This window comes from Mycobacterium sp. NGS68 (assembly GCF_059812195.1).
The window spans coordinates 116,634-132,833 of record NZ_JCALCE010000004.1; the positions used below are offsets into that span (position 1 = coordinate 116,634).

A 16,200-nucleotide genomic window follows, 5' to 3' on the forward strand; every position below is an offset into this window, starting at 1 on the left:
GCTACTTGTTGGTGCGGGTGACCTGCTCTTCGATACCCCGATCGAAGGCGATCGCCGAGCGGCTGGTGACGTTCGCGTGATGGGTTTTCAGATACGTCTCGGTGTAGCGCGCGGCGATGCGGGTGCCGGCGAAATCGGACGGGATGACGTCGTCGGTGCGCTGGCGCCACTCGTGTAGCCGGACGGCCAGATCGGTCGCGATCTCGGCGACCGGCTCGGAGTGGTCGGTGGTGAGCAGGTTGTTGGTTTCGCCCGGATCCGTCCGCAGGTCATACAGCTCCCGCTCGGGACGCGGCGCGGTGACCAACGGCGCGACCGCCAGCCCGGACGGGCTCTCCTGGATGTCCAACGGCAGGTCCAGCAGCGGCCGGGGCACGTAGTTTTCGATGTAGCTGTATTCCTTGGTGCGGATGGCGCGAATCGGGTCGAACGCGTCGTGATAGGTCTTGAGCGTGTACACGTGGTTGCGTACCGGAGCGGTCTGCCGGTCCGCGGTCAGCGCCTCCGCGTGCGACACGCCCTCCACGTCGGTCGGTACGTGCAGCCCCAGCAGCCCCAGCAGCGTCGGGACCAGGTCGACGCCGCTGAACAGCTCGTCGTAGACGCCGGGCGGCACCCCCCGGCCGATGGGCGGGCGGATCATCATGGCGATGCCGGTTCCCGCGTCATACAGCGTGGATTTCGCCCGGGGGAACGCCGGACCGTGATCGGTGAGGAAAACCACCCAGGTGCTGGAGTCCAGGCCGGTTTCGCTCAGCGTGTCCAGTAATTGTCCGACCGCCGCGTCGGCGGTGGCGATGGACCCGTAGAAGTCGGCGACGTCCTGACGCACCTCGGCGGTGTCGGGCAGGTAGTCCGGCAGGTCGATGCCCGCGCTGTCGGCCGGCTCGTAGCGCTCCCGCGGATAGGGACGATGGGTCTCGAAGAACCCGGCCGTCAACAGAAACGGCCGCCCGGACAGGCCGGGAGCGGTGACGCGAAGCCAGTCTCTGGCCTTGTCCACCACGTACTCGCAGTAGGAGTTCGACACGTCGAACTCGTCGAAGCCCAGCCGTTTCGGGTAGGACGTCTCGTGTTGCATGCCGAAAAGCGCTGAATACCAGCCCGATTCGGCCAAAATTTGGGGAAGGGTGCGGACCCCGGCGCGGTATTCCCAGCCGTGGTGGGCCAGGCCGACCAGCCCGTTGCTCTGCGGATAGCGGCCGGTGAACAGCGAGCCGCGGGACGGGGAGCACAGCGGCGCGGTGGAGTGGGCCCGGGTGAACAGGATGCCCTGGGCGGCCAGCTGGTCCATCCGTGGGCTGGACACGTCCGAGTGGCCGTAGGCGCCGAGGTAGCGGCCCAGGTCGTGCCAATGCACCAGCAGCACATTGTCGCGGCCGCGCGTCACGGTGCCATCCTCCTTACCCGTTCTCCTCACCTCGACCGGCGACGATACCCGAGGCGGCTGACAGGGTGCTGGCTATGTCAGCCGTGTTAGCGGGCCCCACCCCTCGCCGACCGTGAAGCCATTGCGAAAAAACCGCGGCGATTTCGCAGGGAATTCACTCTCGGCGGGGGCACCCCGCGCCGGTCGCTCCCGCCGGGCCGGGTCCGGCCCCGCCCCACCGGTTCTCGGAGACGAAATCCGCGAGCGGCCGCCCGTAGGCCCAGCCGTCGAGCTCCAGCGCCGGCCGATCCGGAAACTCGGGCACCGGACCCAGGCACAGGACGGCCACCGGCTCGGCGCCGTCGGGCATGCCCAGCAGGGCCGCCAGCCGGCGCGGATCGAACAGCGACACCCAGCCCATGCCTAGGCCCTCGGACCGCGCCGCCAGCCACAGATTCTGTATCGCACACGACACCGAGGCGAGGTCCATCTGCGGCAGCGTGCGGCGGCCGAAGACGTGGGCGTCGCGGCCGTCGCACAGCGCGACCACGAGCAGCTCGGCGCACTCGCGGATGCCCTCCACCTTGAGCTGCAGGAACTCCTCGCCGCGGGGTCCCAGGGCCCGCGCGGTCAGGGCGCGTTCCTCGTCGACCAGGGCGTGGATGCGCCCGCGTAGCGCGTCGTCGGTGATCCTGACGAAGCGCCACGGCTGCATCAGCCCGACGCTGGGCGCCGCGTGCGCGGCGCGCAGCAGCCGCGCCAGCACGGCCTCGGGCACCACCCCGCCGGCCACGAAGCGGCGCATGTCGCGCCGCTCGGAGATCACCCGGTACACGGCGTGGCGTTCCTGCGGACTGAACGCATGGTCGGGCACAGATCCCATCGTAGAAAATGGCCGGTGACGAACCGTTTCGAAAGGGAGTGTCCAGCGTGAAGTTTTCCGATGTGCTCGACCAGTTGCCCACGGACCGCAACGGCAGGCCGATCTACGGGCAGCCCTTCGAGACGGCGGACGGTACCACCGTCCTCCCCGTCGCCTCGCCGGTCGGCGTGTTCGTCGTGCACGGCGGGCAGGCGTCCTGGGTGCCGGCCGTCGCCCAGGGCCGGATCGCCCTGATCGGTGTGACCACCGGCCTGTTGGCGGCGGTGATCGGAACCCTGGCGGTGCTCCGTCAGCCGCCGTGGCCGAAGTTCACGATCACGGACTGAAGGTCGTGCCGACCGCGCGGAACACGTACTCGGGCGGCACGTCGAAGGCCAGCGTTCGCAGCGGCAGGCGGGACAGCACGTCGTCGGGGATGGCGTCCTTGTAGTGCAGCGAGAGGTGCCCGCTGAACTTCGGGTCCACCTTGCCGACGTCCAGGTCCAGTTGCAGGCCCGTCTCGGAGATCTCCGCCGTGGCGGCGCCGGACCCGGCGTCGGCCCAGCGCACGTCCACCGCGCGGCCGGCCAGCTTGGGCACTACCGACAGCGTCGCCAGCGCGCGCTCCGACGTGAAGGCCAGCGCGCCCACGAAGCTGCCGACCGTGCCCGAGGACCGCAGGCCCGGGATCGCGCCGCTGAACCGCCGGGTGACCGCGACGTGCTCGGCGAGGTAGAGCAGGCCTTCGGCCTCGACCTGGGCGCGCATGTCGGCGGGCAACTTGCCGATGCCGAACAGCTTGCGAACAAAAACCGCCATACGACAGTATGACCGGCTTGCGATGTGCGGTGCTGGTATCGATGGATGGATGACCCGTCGGACCGCACTCCTCGCCGCGGCGGCCTTGGTGCTCTACGGCGTGCTGTGGCTGGGCTATCGCCAGGAGTGGGGCTGGCTGCACACGCTGGACTGGGCGTCGTTGAACGCCGCACACGACATCGGCGTCAAACACCCGGCCTGGGTGTGGTTCTGGGATGGCGTGTCCTTCGCGCTCGGTCCGACGCCACTGCGGCTGCTGGGGATGGCCGGCGCGGTGACTTTCGCCGTCAGGCGCAATCCGCGGGCCGCGCTGTTGCTGCTGGCGTGCCTGCCGCTCAGCGGTTTCGTGACGGCCGCCGCCAAGGGTTTGGCCGGCCGCCCGCGCCCGGCGACCGCGCTGGTGGCCGTGGGGGAGACGTCGTTCCCGTCGGGACATGCGCTCGAGGCGATGGCCGGCGCGCTGGCGTTGCTGACCTTCGTGGTGCCGCTGCTGAGCGGGCCGGCGCGGCGGGTCGCGGTGGCGGTCGCAGCGTTGGGTGTGCTGGCGGTGGGCACCGCGAGGGTCGCGCTGAACGTCCACCATCCGTCCGACGTGCTGGCCGGATGGGCGCTCGGCTATCTGTATTTCCTGTTGTGCCTGTGGATGATTCGGCCGCGGAGTTGGTCACGGCGCGGTGACCCAACCGGGTCTAAACCTTTACTTGACCCTGCGGTTGACGGGGACCGACCATGAAGGGATGCGCCGACTCGGAGCTCTGCCATGCGTTGCGGCGTGTCTGCTGTGTGCGTGGCTGGTGTTTGCCCCGCTGAGTTGCGCGGTCGGCGCTCCGTGGTTCGCGAACTCCGTCGGCAATGCGACGCAAGTGGTTTCGGTGATCGGGACCGGCGGTTCGAACGCGAAGATGGACATCTACCAGCGCACCGCCGCCGGCTGGCAGCCGATCAAGACCGGCATCCCCACCCACGTCGGTTCGGCCGGCCTTGCGCCGCAGGCCAAGAGTGGATACCCGGCCACCCCGATGGGCGTCTACTCCCTGGACTCCGCCTTCGGCACCGCGCCGAATCCCGGTGGCGGACTGCCGTATACGCAAGTCGGCCCCAATCATTGGTGGAGCGGCGACGACCACAGCCCCACGTTCAACACCATGCAGGTGTGTCAGAAGGCGCAGTGCCCGTTCAACACCGGCGAGAGTGAGAACCTGCAGATTCCGCAGTACAAGCACGCGGTGGTGATGGGCGTCAACAAGAACAAGGTGCCGGGCGGCGGCGCCGCGTTCTTCTTCCATACCACCGACGGCGGGCCCACCGAGGGCTGTGTGGCCATCGACGACGCGACGCTGGTGTCGATCATCCGGTGGCTGCGGCCCGGTGCGGTGATCGCGATCGCCAAGTAGCTGCGTCTGCTCGCCGTGGTCAGTCCGCCATCGCGCGGCCGGGCTTGGCCTTGAAGTTGAGGTCGGCGACCGACATGGTGGCCTCGTAGGTCCGGTCGTAGCCGGTGGCGCTGATCCGCCAGCCGTCGGGGGTGCGCCGATACTGGTCGTGGTAGAACGCCGCGCCGATCAGCATGAAATTGAACTCCGGGACGATGACCCGGTCCTGCAGATACCAAGTGCCCGAAGCGGTGTCGCCGGTCACGTCGATTTCCGGATGGGTCACCCGGTGCTCGGTGATCACCCCCGGGCCCATCGCGGAGCTCAGGTATTCCACCAGGTCGGCGCGGTTGGTGAAGTGCAACTCCTTGCCGACCGACGAGCCGTAGTCGCCCTTGACGTCCTCGGTCAGCGTGTCGGCGAAGTCGTCCCAGTGCTTGGTGTCCATGGCGCGCAGGTACCGGTACTTGACCCGCTGGATCGCATCGACGTCGGCGGCTACATCGTTGGCGGCTACGTTGGCGGCATCGTGGAGGCTCATTTGGCCATTCCAGCACACGCTGCCCGGGCCTTCGCCGTGACCGCTGAGACTGCAACCACGGCGATGATGAGCGGCGTGTCGTGTGCGTGGTTTACGTGTCGCGCGTGTCGCGCGGGCGCTCGGTAGGTGACCCACTGCGATGATCGCGGACAGACTACGTGTCGCGCGAGTCCCGCAAGGCGCGGCCGGTGCGCGAGGCGCGGCCGGTGCCGAGGTAGCACGTCACCATGTCGATCAGGGCGCGGCGCTCCTGGCTCCAGTCGACCTCGGCGCCGACGATCATCTGCGCCAGCACCACGCCGCGCAGCGTCGCCCAGATGACGTCGGCGACACCGGCGTCGGACGGCTCGTCGGTGATGAGACGTCCGAGCTGACCGATCGCGTCGTTCATTTCCAGCAGGTGGCGCCGCGAGGAAGCGCCCGGCCCGCCGCGGTTGGCCCGCAGGATCTCGAAGGCCGCCATCGACGTCGGGCTGCTGTAGCAGCTCCACGCGGTGTCCACCACCACCTCGATGCGCTCGCGCAGCGGCAACGCGCTGACATCGGCCGACGACAGGCTCTCGACCAGCCGGGCCACGCCGTCGTCGACGACGGCCATCAGCAGGCCGGCGCGGTCGCCGAAGTGGTATTGGATGACGCCCCAGGTGACGCCGGCGCGCTCGGCGACGTGCTTGGCGGTGGCGGCGGCGAATCCCTCCTCCACGATGCAGCGGACCGTCTCGTCGATGATCCGCGCGCGGGTGTCGTCGCCGCGCTTGCGCGGCGCGCTGGTGCGGCGGGTAGGACGAATGGACTTAACAGACATTGTTGACTTTATAACATAAACCTGACTATTTTTGGAGGCGTGTCCCGAGCCGTGTCCCGATTTGCGCAGCTGTCCCGCGAGGAGCTCGTCGTCCTGGTACCCGAGCTGCTCTTGATCGGGCAGCTGATCGACCGCTCCGGCATGGCTTGGTGCATCAAGGAATTCGGTCACGAGGAGATGCTGCAGATCGCCATCGAGGAGTGGGCGGGCGCCAGCCCGGTCTACACCAAGCGCATGCAGCGCGCGCTGAACTTCGAAGGCGACGACGTGCCCACCATCTTCAAGGGCATTCAGCTCGACATCGGGGCGCCGCCGCAGTTCATGGATTTCCGCTACACCATCCACGACCGCTGGCACGGCGAGTTCTACCTCGACCACTGCGGCGCCCTGCTCGACGTGGAGCCGATGGGCGACAAGTACGTCAAGGGCATGTGTCACGACATCGAGGATCCGACGTTCGATGCCACCGCCGCAGCGGTCAACCCGCACGCGCAGATGCGGCCGATCCATCGGCCGCCCCGCACTCCGTCGGATCGGCACCCGCACTGCGCGTGGACGGTGATCATCGACGAGTCCTACCCTGCGGTCCAGACGATTCCCGCGGTGGACGTCATCCGCGAAACCCGCGCCGCGACCTGGGAACTCGACCCCGTCGACCGCTCGCAGGAGGGGCAGGCGGATTACTCGGGCCCGCTGCTTTCCGACTTCGACTTCGGTGCATACTCGCATTCGGCACTGGTGCGGCTGGCCGAAGAGGTGTGCCTGCAGATGCACATGCTCAACCTGTCCTACGGGATCGCCGTCCGCGAGCGGGCCGCCGACGGGCAGATGGCCGTGTCGATCAACACCCAGCAGCTCATCGGCCTGGCTGGCGTCGCCGCCGAGCGCATTCACCGCGCGTTGCGGCTGCCCGGCGGAATCGAGGGCATCCTAAAGGTTTTGGAGTTCCATCCGCTGCTCAATCCGGCCGGCTACGTCGTCGCCGACGTGTCGTCGGGCCGGCTGGTCGTGGACCGCTCGCCCGCCCACGACGACGGGGCCTGGATTTCGCTGTGCACGCCGGAATCCGTGAAACCGTTACAGGCCATCGCCACCGCGGTCGATCCGCTGGTCCGCGTCGAGGTCAGCGGCACCGACACCGACTGGGTTGCTGAGCTCGTCGAATCCGAAACCGCCGCAACCGAATTACCAGAGGTCATGGTGGCAAAGGTCAGCAAGGGCTCCACGTTCGAGTTCGAGCCGCGGCGTTCGCTGCCCCTTACGGTCGTCTGAGCCGACACCGGCTGTCAAGGGGCCGTCGATACCACTTCGGTGACGACACGGCATCGACCGGATACCAATGGGCTTGCGACCCAACCGCATCGGGACCGACCGTGGATAAGGTTAACGCTGGCCGAAGACCCCAATCGACGAAAGTATTCGATATATGTACGACCCTTTGGGGTTGTCGATCGGGACCACCAACCTTGTCGCAGCGCGTAACGGAAGTCCGCCTGTATCGCGTCGGGCTGTACTGACTCTCTATCCGCACTGCGCCCCGAAAGTTGGTGTGCCTGGGGAGAACCCGAACGTAGCCGAGCCCGGCATGCTGATCAGCGGGTTCGTGGAGCGCATCGGCGACTCGGTGGCGCTGGTGTCCGGCGACGGGTCGGCTCACGACCCGGACCTGTTGATGGTCGAAGCTCTGGACGCGATGGTGGCAGCCGCCGGCGCGGACGCGGGTTCGTCGGAGATCTCGATCGCGGTGCCGGCGCACTGGAAACCCCCGACGGTGCAGGCGCTGCGCGACGGCCTGCGGACCCACGTGGGCTTCGTCCGCAGCGGCATGGCGCCGTGCCTGGTCTCCGACGTGGTGGCGGCGCTGACCGCGGTGGGCTCTGAGCAGGGCCTGCCGGACGAGGGCCTGGTGGGGCTGCTGGACTTCGGCGGTGCGGGTACCTCGGCCACGCTGGTGGATCTGGGCCGGGACTTCGTGCCCGTCAGCGCCACCATGCGCTGCCTGGACTTCAGCGGCAATGAGGTCGATCAGGCGTTGCTGCTGCACGTATTCGAGCAACTGGGCCACGTCGTTGACCTCGACTCCGGCAGCACCGAATCGGTCGGGCAGATCAGCCGGCTCCGCGACGAGTGCCGGCTGGCCAAGGAACGGTTATCCACCGACACGGTCACGGAAGTGGCCACCGACTTCGCCGGATACCGGTGCAACGTGCAGGTCACCCGCGACCAGCTCGAGGACCTCATCCAGGACCGGCTGACCAGCTTCATCTACGCGTTCGACCACATGTTGGTGCGCTACAAGAAGGGCTGGCCGGAGCTCGCGGCGCTGGTCACCGTGGGCGGCAGCGCCAGTATTCCGCTTGTCACACATCGTCTTTCGAGGCACGCCCGGATACCGGTCCTGACGGCGTCGCAGCCGGCCTGGGCCGCGGCGAACGGTGCGTTGCTGCTCGCTGCGCGCGGCGAACTGCTGGACCTGCGAACCCGGACGTCCGTCGGCCTGCTCACGGCCGCCGCCGGTACCAGTGTCATCGAGCTGCCGGCCGGCGATGTGATGGTGATCGACGAGGATGCGATGACCGACCGCGAGCTGGCGTGGTCGCAGACCGAGTTCCCCGGCGACGCGTCGACTCGCTTCCGCCGCGAAACCTACGACGACGACGACGGCCCCTCCGGCTGGATGCGCCTGAACATGATGGATCCGCCCAGGGGCCGGCCATGGCGGCGGCTTCGGCTGTCCCAGCTGGTCGTAGGGCTGTGCGCCGTGGTCGCGGTCACCGCGATCGGCGGAGTGGCGGTCACACTGGCGGGCCTGGAAAACCGCGAGGCGCCCCCGCGGCCCAGCATCGCGCCGCTGCCCGCGCCGCCGGTCAGCACCATCGTGCCTACCCCGGTGCCCCCACCCCCGTCGGCGGCTCCGCTGCCCAGCCCCGAACCGCCGCCCAGCACCATGCCGCCCCCGCCCCCGCCCCCGCCGTCGCCGACCCCCGTGCCGCCGCCGGTTGTCCACACCCCGGTGCCGACCACCGCGCCGCGCCTGACCACCACGCGGCCGCCCGTCACCACTACCCCGCCGACCACCCCGCCGACGACCACCCCGCCGCCGCCAACCACCACCCCGCCGCCGACGCCCACCGCGACCACCCCGACGACGGTGCCGATGACAACGGAGTGGTTGCGCATCCCGCTGTTGCCGGTGCCGATCCCGGTTCAGGTGCCGCAGAACCAGGCGCCGGTCCAGCAAAATCCGGCGCCCGCGTCGCAATATCCCCAGTACCCGCAGTATCCGCAGAACCAGCAGAACCCGTTCCTGAGTCCCGGCGGCTACTGAGCCCAGGGTCGGCACGTGGCGGATCGCGCTCGGTACGGGCAGACTGGCAAAAGGTGAGTCAGCAACCGTAAGGAGGTCGCGTGGGCGACTACGGTGCGTTCGGGTTTGATCCCGACGATTTGGATCGAGTGATCAGGGAGGGCAGCGAGGGGCTGCGCGATGCGTTCGACCGCATCGGCAAGTTCCTGGGCGGCCCCGGGGTACGGACCGGCTGGTCAGCCGTCTTCGAGGACCTGAGCCGGCGCCCGCGACAGGCGCCGGAGACCGCCGGCGAAGCCGGTGACGGGGTGTGGGCCATCTACACCGTGGGCGGTGACGGCGGCGCGCGCGTCGAGCAGGTGTATGCCACCGAGCTGGACGCGCTGCGGGCAAACAAGAACAACGTCGACCCCAAGCGCAAGGTGCGGTTCCTGCCGTACGGCATAGCCGTCAGCGTGCTGGACGACTCCGAAGAGACCTCATAACCGCAACACCTCTGGCGTGCCAGGCGTGCGGAACGCAGCCGCGCCCGGGCGCGCGGTTCTGTGACGCCTGCGGGACGCCGCTGACGCTGGTCGCCGAGCTCGCCGAGTACAAACAGGTGACGGTGTTGTTCGCCGACGTGGTGCGGTCGATGGAGATCGCCGCGGCCCTGGGCCCGGAGCGGCTGCGCGAGGTGATGACCGAGCTGGTCGACCAGTCGGTGGCCGTGGTGCAACGCTACGGCGGCATCGTCGACAAGTTCACTGGCGACGGCATCATGGCCCTGTTCGGCGCACCGATCGCGTTGGAGGATCACGCATTTCGGGCATGCCTGGCGGCCATGGACATCCAGCAGAATGCGCAGCGGCTGGGCGTCGAGGTGGGCCGCCGCGACGGGATCGACCTGCGGCTGCGGGTCGGCCTGAACTCCGGCCCGGTGATCGCCGGCGAGGTCGGCGCCACCCACCTGGGCTACACCGCCGTCGGGGAACACGTCGGGATGGCCCAGCGGATGGAATCGGTCGCGCCCCCGGGCGGCGTCATGCTGAGCGAATCGACCGCGCGGCTGGTCGAGGACCGGGTGATCCTGAGCGAGCTGGCGAGCGTGCTCATCAAGGGCTTCGACACCGGTGTGCCGGCGCGCCGCCTGCTGTCGACCGACGTCGACAAGCGTCGCAAGGTCCGGCACGAGTCGCGGCTGGTGGGGCGCCAATCCCAGAAGGACGCCGTCGCGGGCTTGCTGGACCGGGCGGCCGGCGGCGCCGGCACCGTGATCACCGTGACCGGACAGCCGGGCGTCGGCAAGACCAGGCTGGTGCGCGAGTCGCTGGCGACCGCGAGGAGTCGGGGATTCGAGGTGTTCGTCACCTACTGCGAATCGCACACCCGGGAGGTCCCGTTCTATGTGGTGTCCCGGCTGTTGCGCACGGTTTTCGGGATCGGCCATCTGACCCTCGAGCTGGCCCAGGCCCGGGTGCGCGCCGCGATACCCGAGGCCGATGCCGAGGACCTGATTCTGCTCGACGACCTGCTGGGGATCCGCGATGCCGACACCGCCCTGCCCGACGTCACCCCGGATGCACGCCGCCGACGCCTGCTCGCCCTGGTCAACACCGTGTCGCTGGCCCGCCCGGACCCGGTGGTCTACGTCATCGAGGACGCTCAGTGGATCGACAGTGTCAGCGAGTCGCTGCTGGCCGACTTCGCGGCGACGGTGCCCGGGATGCAGGCCGCCCTGATGGTCATCTACCGGCCGGAATATTCGGGACCCCTGTCGTCGATCCCGGGGGCACACGCGTTCGCGCTTGCGCCGCTGAGCGATTCGGACATCGGCGAACTAGTCAAGGCGCTGCTGGGCGAGCATCCCTCGGTGGGTGGGCTGTCGGGGGTGATCGCCGAGCGTGCCGCGGGCATACCGTTCTGCGCCGAGGAAATCGTGCGCGATCTCGCCGAGCGGCGCGAACTCGAGGGCCAGGTGGGCGCGTACGTGTGTGCGCGGGAAGTGCGCGACATCCAGGTGCCGGCGAGTGTGCAGGCTGTCATCGGGGCCCGCATCGACCGGCTCACCGCAACGGCCAAGCAGACGCTGAACGCGGCCGCCGTGGTCGGCGCGCAGTTCGACGCCGTCCTGCTCGAGTCGCTGCTGGACTCGCCCGACCTGGTCCCGCTGATCGAGGCCGAGCTCGTCGAGCAGGTCGCGTTCACGCCGCGGGCCGTGTACGCGTTCTGCCATCCGCTCATCCAGGCGGTCGCCTACGAATCCCAATTGCGCGCCGGGCGTTCGGAGTTGCACCGCCGGGTGGCCGCGGTAATGCAGCGCACCCAGGGTGGGTTCACCGGCCAGGAGGCGGCCGTCGTCGCGACCCAGTACACGGCCGCCGGTGACCTGCGGGAGGCCTTCGACTGGCACATGCAGGCGGCGACTTGGTATGGCGCGCGGGACATTCGGGCGGCCCGCAAGAGTTGGCAACTCGCGCTGCGCGTCGCCGACGAGCTGCCCTTTGACGACGCCGACCGCCTGGCCATGCGGATAGCACCGCGGGCCCTGTTGTGCGGCAGCGCTTTCCAGGTCGGCGGCACGCCCGCCGACACCGGCTTCGACGAACTGCGCGAGCTCACCACCGCCGCGGGCGACAAGCGATCGCTGGCGGTCGGGATGGCGGGCCACCTGACCACGCTGACGTTCAACGCGCGCCACGAGGAAGCCGCCGGCATGGCGTCGGAGTTTGCCACGCTGGTCGAGTCGATCGGCGATCCGGCGATGACGGTCGGGCTGTTCTACGCTGCCGCGCAGGCGAAGTGGGAGGCGGGCCAGGCGACCGAGAGCCTGCGGTTGGCGCAGCGGGTCATCGACCTTGCCGACGGCGACGCGGTTATGGGCAACCTGGTGATCGGCTCGCCGCTGGCGTGGGCGCAGACGCTCAAGGGGGCCGCCGGTATGTGCCTGGGACGGCCGGGCTGGCGCAACGACCTGCGGGCCGGGATCGTGCTGGCCCGCACGGCCGACAACGCCGCGCGGTCCTATGTCCAGCTGTACAAATACGCGTCCGCGACCCAGAACGGCGCCATCGACCCCACCGAGCGGGACCTCGAGCTGGCGACGGAGTCGTTGGAGATCGCCCGGCAATCCGGCGACAACGCCGCGCTCGCCTACGGGCTGATGAACCAGGCCGTCGCGCTGCTGCACGCCGGCGCCCGCGATAGCGGCATGGAATTTCTGGTCCGGGCCAGGGAGCTGTTCGAGACCGAACAGCTCACTCTCACGCTGCGGCGCATGTCGGACATCGAATTCGCCCGCGACCGTGCGCGATCCGGCAATGTCGACGGCGCGGTCGAGCTCGCGTCTGCCGTCATCGCCGAGCAGTTCGACACCGGCGAGATGATCTTCCGCGGGCCGGCCACCACGGTGCTGGTCGAGGCGCTGTTGGCGCGCGGCCCAGCCGACCTCGAGGCCGCCGAACGGGCCGTCGCCCGGCTCGCGGCGATCCCGACCGAGCCGGGATTCGTGCTGCACGAGCTTCCGGTGCTGCGGCTGCGCGCGCTGCTGGCCCGCGCCCACGGCGACGAGCCGGGCTGTCGCGAGTTTCTGCGGCGCTTCCGGGCCAGGGCGGCGGCGACCGGGTTCGAGGGCTACCTGGCGCAGGCCGAAGCGATGGCCGAGTGTGACGCTTAGGTACGGCTGCCGCCCTCAGTTTTCGTCCATATCCGACACACTCGGCGCGGCCGGCCGAAACTCAGCCCTGCTGGATGACGTTTGACAGGCCCGACTTGGTGATCTTCGGCGAGCCCGTGTGATAGGTCACCTGGTTCTCCACGCCGGAGGCCGTGATGGTGTCGACGGAGTCGATGGTGATCACGTTCTTGACGCCGGAGACGGACAGGCCCGTGCAGTGGCCGGTGATGACGACCGTGTTGGACACGCCGCTGACGTTGACCTTGTTGTCCACGCAGGCGATGGTCCGATTGTTCCCGCTGCCGGCGACGCTGATGGTCGCGCCCGGCGCCGGCGCCGGTGACGTCTCGGTGGGATCGATGACGGTGGTGCCCGGGACGCTCGCCGACGGGATGACCCGGGTCGTGCCCGAGGCGATGGACGGGGCGACGACGCCGCTGTTGCGGACGCGGTTCATCGCGTACACGGCGATCCCGCCGACCAGAATCAGCATGCCGACGACGAACATCGCCGCCACGATCCAGATCATCCGGCCGCCCGACGACTTCGGCGTGGCGTACTGCGTGCCCGAACCGAGCGGGCCGTACGTCAGCGGCGGGGGCGGCGGCGGCACGTAGTAGCCGGGCGGTTGCTGTCCGCCCAGTTCCGACGCCCGGGCGTTGTCGGCCAGCGGTTGCTCCAGCTGCCGGATCCGTTCTTCCGGGTCATCGCTTGGGTTCATGCTGAGATGCTCCCACACCGCTGTAGCTTCGGGGGGTGCCCGAATTGCCGAATCGCCAGATCCTGTTGCGTCGCCGTCCCACCGGGCTGGTCCAGCCCGGTGACACCGAGCTGGTCACATCGGCGGCACCAGAACCCGCCGACGCGGAGGCGCTGCTGCGCACCACGTACGTGGGGATCGACGCCGCGGCCCGCACCTGGCTCGACGACCAGCCCGGCTACCTGCCGCCGGTGCAGCTCGGTGAGGTGATCCGGGCGGCCGGGATCGGCGAGGTGGTCCAATCGCGCTGTGCCGCTTACGCCGTCGGCGACGTCGTCACCACGCTGACTGGTTTCCAGGAGTACGTGATCATCCGCGACGACGTGTTCAGCACACCCATCCCCGGCGAGGACGACCAGCTGGCGATCATGTCGGTGTACGGACCGACAGGCGCCACCGCCTACTTCGGCATGACCGACATCGGGCGGCCGAAGGCGGGGGACACGGTGGTGGTTTCGGCGGCGGCCGGCGCCACCGGATCGGTGGCCGGACAGATCGCCAAGATCGCCGGCGCCCGGGTGGTCGGCATCGCCGGCGGCCCCGAGAAGTGCCGGGCGGTGGTCGAGGACTTCGGATTTGACGCCTGCATCGACTACAAGAACGACGACCTGCCCGCCGCTTTGAAGCAACACTGCCCCCGCCGGGTCGACGTGTACTTCGACAACGTCGGCGGGCCGATCCTGGACGCGGTGCTGGGCCGGCTGAACAACAACGCGCGGGTGGTGCTCTGCGGCGTCATCTCCAGCTACCTGACCGGCGAGCATCCCGGGCCCGCCAACTACGTGAACCTGCTCGCCAAAACCGCTGTGATGCAGGGATTCAACGCGCTGCACCAGTGGGGCCGCTTCGACGAGGCCTTCGCGAATCTCCGGCAGTGGGAGGCCGACGGACGCCTGCGGCACCGGGAGACCATCTTCGAGGGCATCGAGTCGTGCGTCGACGCGCTCAACGGGTTGTTCGAAGGTGCCAACATCGGCAAGACGCTGGTCAAGCTCAGCGAACCCGGGACGGGTTAGTCTTCCGCCAGCGCGCGGTGCAGGGCCTTTTTGGCCTCGGTCAGGGCTTCCAGCACCTTGGTGCGGGCTTCGGCGAGTTGTTGCTTCTGCTCGTCGGTGCCGCTGAAGGTGATGGTGCGGGCAAGTCCGGCGACCTCGAACAGCGTCCGGCGGATCTTGAATACGTCGCCGAACTGGGCCGCCCGCGACAGGAAGGCCTGAGCGGACTCGGTGGTGACACCGCGCCATGCCAGCAGGCCCTTGCCGACGTCGGTCAGGGTGGCAACGCCGCCGTCGTCGACCGTGACCATGCCGCGGCCGGCGAGGACGCCGATGGCAAGCTCGGTCATCTCCTGCGGCGGAGTGATCGCACCGCCGGTCTTGTCGGCGACGCGCTGCACGACCGAAGCGGCGTCCGCCGGCCCGTCGAGCAGCATCGCCGCGGTGCCCAGGGCCGCCCGCTTCAGGCCGCCGTGCTTGCCGAACGGGCCGCCGAAGCCGGGGCCGCCCGGGCCGCCGAAACCAGGGCCGCCCGGGCCGCCGAAACCAGGGCCGCCGAAACCGGTTCCGCCGCTGAAGAATCCACCACCGAACATGTTTCCTTTTTCCTTCCGTGCTGACAAACCGCCATCGGTATATCAACTTCCTTGATACCAGCGTCTGGCGTGGTGTCAACTAGTGGCGGGTCACCGTACGTCTGCGCACGTTCGCGGCAGCTGGAAGCCGACGGGCGTCTATCCGACGGGCAGGCTCCGGTTCTGCTTGAGGTAGGCGGAGCTGCGGACCACGAACCAGGTCGCGAGCGGCCGCACGACACGGATGAGCGGCACCAGCATGCCGAAGTCCCTTCTCATGTCCTCGAGTTGATCGCCGAGGCCTCGCTGCTGATACCGAAGCAGGCGCTGGCTCTCCTCGGTATCCACCCAGTCGCCGAAAAACCTTGGCGGCCTGACTCGTACGAAGGCGTCGACGGGAATGGGGCCGATCCCGATCGCACTCATCAGGGCGTTGATGAAGTCGGCATAGGTCGTCCGGCAGTTCGGTCCGCCGGCGATGTAGAGCGTCTTGCCGAGCGACTCCCCGCAGGCCACGGCGCGGGCGAACGCCGTTCCGGCGTCGGCGGGATGGAGGAATTCGAATCGTGCGTCGGGGCTGAACTCGAACATGATGCTGGGGTCCTGCGCCTGTAGGTGGATCGGTGTCACGGCGGACAGTCGCAGGATGCTCCACCGCAGGCGCGACTGCCGGATCGCCTGCTCGCATGCGACCTTGTGGCGCCCGTACTCGTCGGTCGGAGAGACCGGCGTGTCGACGCGTAAGGGCGGCTCGCGATCCTGGACGTCGCCGAACACGCCCTGCGACGACGCGAAGACCAGCCGCTTGGCCGTGGGCGAGGCCTCCATCTGTGCGATCAGGGTGCGCGTCGCTTCGAGGTTCACCTTCCGGGCGAGATCGGGTACGCGGTCTGTCTGCGGAGGAATGATGGCGGCGAGATGGATCACCGCGTCCACGCCGTCCAGCGCGGTTCTCAGCGACTCCGGACGGGTGATGTCACCCCAGACGAACCGCACACGGCCGTTGAAGCCGGATGCGAGTTTGCGCGCCCTGCGGGAATCGAGGTCGAAGGCGACCACCTCGTGTCCTTCGACGAGCAACGCCTCCATCGTGGCAAGGCCGATGTTGCCCAACGCACCTGTCAACAGCACCTTCATCG

The 16,200-nt window shown here is 68.9% G+C and carries 16 protein-coding genes; 8 read left to right on the plus strand and 8 right to left on the minus strand.

All coding sequences use genetic code 11. From position 1 onward, the window contains the following. Position 1: 1 nt before the first annotated feature. Both AC5Y5V_RS06915 and bluB read right to left on the minus strand, forming a co-directional pair. The gene (locus tag AC5Y5V_RS06915) at positions 2-1,390 is read right to left on the minus strand and encodes a sulfatase family protein (RefSeq protein WP_499932152.1); all 1,389 of its coding nucleotides are present in this window, start codon (positions 1,388-1,390) and stop codon (positions 2-4) included. A gap of 154 nt (positions 1,391-1,544) precedes the next feature. Next, positions 1,545-2,252 (minus strand): 5,6-dimethylbenzimidazole synthase, encoded by a 708-nt coding sequence (gene bluB / locus AC5Y5V_RS06920; RefSeq protein ID WP_499932154.1) that lies wholly within the window; start codon positions 2,250-2,252, stop codon positions 1,545-1,547. A 47-nt stretch (positions 2,253-2,299) separates the two neighbouring features. On the opposite strand from bluB, the gene AC5Y5V_RS06925 reads away from it, so the two are divergent. Beyond that, the gene (locus tag AC5Y5V_RS06925) at positions 2,300-2,578 is read left to right on the plus strand and encodes a hypothetical protein (protein WP_499932157.1); all 279 of its coding nucleotides are present in this window, start codon (positions 2,300-2,302) and stop codon (positions 2,576-2,578) included. Here AC5Y5V_RS06925 and AC5Y5V_RS06930 read toward each other — a convergent pair. After that, entirely contained in the window at positions 2,568-3,050 is a 483-nt protein-coding gene (locus tag AC5Y5V_RS06930; RefSeq protein ID WP_499932159.1) for a hypothetical protein, read from the minus strand. The two genes, AC5Y5V_RS06925 and AC5Y5V_RS06930, sit on opposite strands and share 11 nt — an antisense overlap. A 49-nt stretch (positions 3,051-3,099) precedes the next feature. Between AC5Y5V_RS06930 and AC5Y5V_RS06935 the strand changes: the two genes are divergently transcribed. Both AC5Y5V_RS06935 and AC5Y5V_RS06940 read left to right on the plus strand, forming a co-directional pair. Further along, on the plus strand, positions 3,100-3,783 hold the full coding sequence (locus tag AC5Y5V_RS06935) for a phosphatase PAP2 family protein (protein ID WP_499932160.1): 684 nt from the start codon (positions 3,100-3,102) through the stop codon (positions 3,781-3,783). A 4-nt stretch (positions 3,784-3,787) separates the two neighbouring features. Continuing rightward, positions 3,788-4,444 (plus strand): L,D-transpeptidase family protein, encoded by a 657-nt coding sequence (locus tag AC5Y5V_RS06940; protein ID WP_499932162.1) that lies wholly within the window; start codon positions 3,788-3,790, stop codon positions 4,442-4,444. A gap of 19 nt (positions 4,445-4,463) precedes the next feature. Here the strand turns inward: AC5Y5V_RS06940 and AC5Y5V_RS06945 are convergent, their stop codons facing one another. Both AC5Y5V_RS06945 and AC5Y5V_RS06950 read right to left on the minus strand, forming a co-directional pair. Beyond that, complete coding sequence (locus AC5Y5V_RS06945; RefSeq protein WP_499932164.1) at positions 4,464-4,982, minus strand: nuclear transport factor 2 family protein; 519 nt, start codon at positions 4,980-4,982, stop codon at positions 4,464-4,466. A 136-nt stretch (positions 4,983-5,118) separates the two neighbouring features. Then, entirely contained in the window at positions 5,119-5,769 is a 651-nt protein-coding gene (locus AC5Y5V_RS06950; RefSeq protein ID WP_499932166.1) for a TetR/AcrR family transcriptional regulator, read from the minus strand. 51 nt (positions 5,770-5,820) lie between these two features. Between AC5Y5V_RS06950 and AC5Y5V_RS06955 the strand changes: the two genes are divergently transcribed. From AC5Y5V_RS06955 to AC5Y5V_RS06970, 4 genes are all read left to right on the plus strand, one after another. Then, positions 5,821-7,041 carry a hypothetical protein gene (locus AC5Y5V_RS06955; RefSeq protein WP_499932479.1) on the plus strand — a complete coding sequence of 407 codons (1,221 nt, stop codon included), beginning with the start codon at positions 5,821-5,823 and terminating at the stop codon, positions 7,039-7,041. 154 nt (positions 7,042-7,195) lie between these two features. Further along, the gene (locus AC5Y5V_RS06960; protein WP_499932168.1) at positions 7,196-9,097 is read left to right on the plus strand and encodes an Hsp70 family protein; all 1,902 of its coding nucleotides are present in this window, start codon (positions 7,196-7,198) and stop codon (positions 9,095-9,097) included. An 80-nt stretch (positions 9,098-9,177) separates the two neighbouring features. Then, the gene (locus tag AC5Y5V_RS06965) at positions 9,178-9,561 is read left to right on the plus strand and encodes an Rv0313 family protein (protein WP_499932170.1); all 384 of its coding nucleotides are present in this window, start codon (positions 9,178-9,180) and stop codon (positions 9,559-9,561) included. 11 nt (positions 9,562-9,572) lie between these two features. Next, positions 9,573-12,731, plus strand: a complete 3,159-nt coding sequence (locus AC5Y5V_RS06970) for an ATP-binding protein (protein WP_499932481.1) — start codon at positions 9,573-9,575, stop codon at positions 12,729-12,731. A gap of 61 nt (positions 12,732-12,792) precedes the next feature. On the opposite strand, the gene AC5Y5V_RS06975 is transcribed toward AC5Y5V_RS06970, so the two are convergent. Continuing rightward, positions 12,793-13,452 (minus strand): DUF3060 domain-containing protein, encoded by a 660-nt coding sequence (locus AC5Y5V_RS06975; protein ID WP_499932172.1) that lies wholly within the window; start codon positions 13,450-13,452, stop codon positions 12,793-12,795. Between the two features lie 35 nt (positions 13,453-13,487). Between AC5Y5V_RS06975 and AC5Y5V_RS06980 the strand changes: the two genes are divergently transcribed. Then, positions 13,488-14,507, plus strand: a complete 1,020-nt coding sequence (locus AC5Y5V_RS06980; RefSeq protein WP_499932174.1) for an NADP-dependent oxidoreductase — start codon at positions 13,488-13,490, stop codon at positions 14,505-14,507. Here AC5Y5V_RS06980 and AC5Y5V_RS06985 read toward each other — a convergent pair. Continuing rightward, positions 14,504-15,082: a hypothetical protein gene (locus AC5Y5V_RS06985; protein WP_499932176.1), complete on the minus strand. Its 579-nt coding sequence runs from the start codon at positions 15,080-15,082 to the stop codon at positions 14,504-14,506. The two genes, AC5Y5V_RS06980 and AC5Y5V_RS06985, sit on opposite strands and share 4 nt — an antisense overlap. 138 nt (positions 15,083-15,220) lie before the next feature. Continuing rightward, on the minus strand, positions 15,221-16,198 hold the full coding sequence (locus tag AC5Y5V_RS06990) for an NAD-dependent epimerase/dehydratase family protein (protein ID WP_499932178.1): 978 nt from the start codon (positions 16,196-16,198) through the stop codon (positions 15,221-15,223). Positions 16,199-16,200 lie beyond the last annotated feature (2 nt).

Bases quoted from the DNA above. Each gene is read 5' to 3' on its own strand.
- bluB (WP_499932154.1), bottom strand. From the start codon at position 2,252: ATGGGATCTGTGCCCGACCATGCGTTCAGTCCGCAGGAACGCCACGCC.
- AC5Y5V_RS06930 (WP_499932159.1), bottom strand. From the start codon at position 3,050: ATGGCGGTTTTTGTTCGCAAGCTGTTCGGCATCGGCAAGTTGCCCGCC.
- AC5Y5V_RS06935 (WP_499932160.1), top strand. From the start codon at position 3,100: ATGACCCGTCGGACCGCACTCCTCGCCGCGGCGGCCTTGGTGCTCTAC.
- AC5Y5V_RS06940 (WP_499932162.1), top strand. From the start codon at position 3,788: ATGCGCCGACTCGGAGCTCTGCCATGCGTTGCGGCGTGTCTGCTGTGT.
- AC5Y5V_RS06950 (WP_499932166.1), bottom strand. From the start codon at position 5,769: ATGTCTGTTAAGTCCATTCGTCCTACCCGCCGCACCAGCGCGCCGCGC.
- AC5Y5V_RS06960 (WP_499932168.1), top strand. From the start codon at position 7,196: ATGTACGACCCTTTGGGGTTGTCGATCGGGACCACCAACCTTGTCGCA.
- AC5Y5V_RS06975 (WP_499932172.1), bottom strand. From the start codon at position 13,452: ATGAACCCAAGCGATGACCCGGAAGAACGGATCCGGCAGCTGGAGCAA.
- AC5Y5V_RS06985 (WP_499932176.1), bottom strand. From the start codon at position 15,082: ATGTTCGGTGGTGGATTCTTCAGCGGCGGAACCGGTTTCGGCGGCCCT.
- AC5Y5V_RS06990 (WP_499932178.1), bottom strand. From the start codon at position 16,198: ATGAAGGTGCTGTTGACAGGTGCGTTGGGCAACATCGGCCTTGCCACG.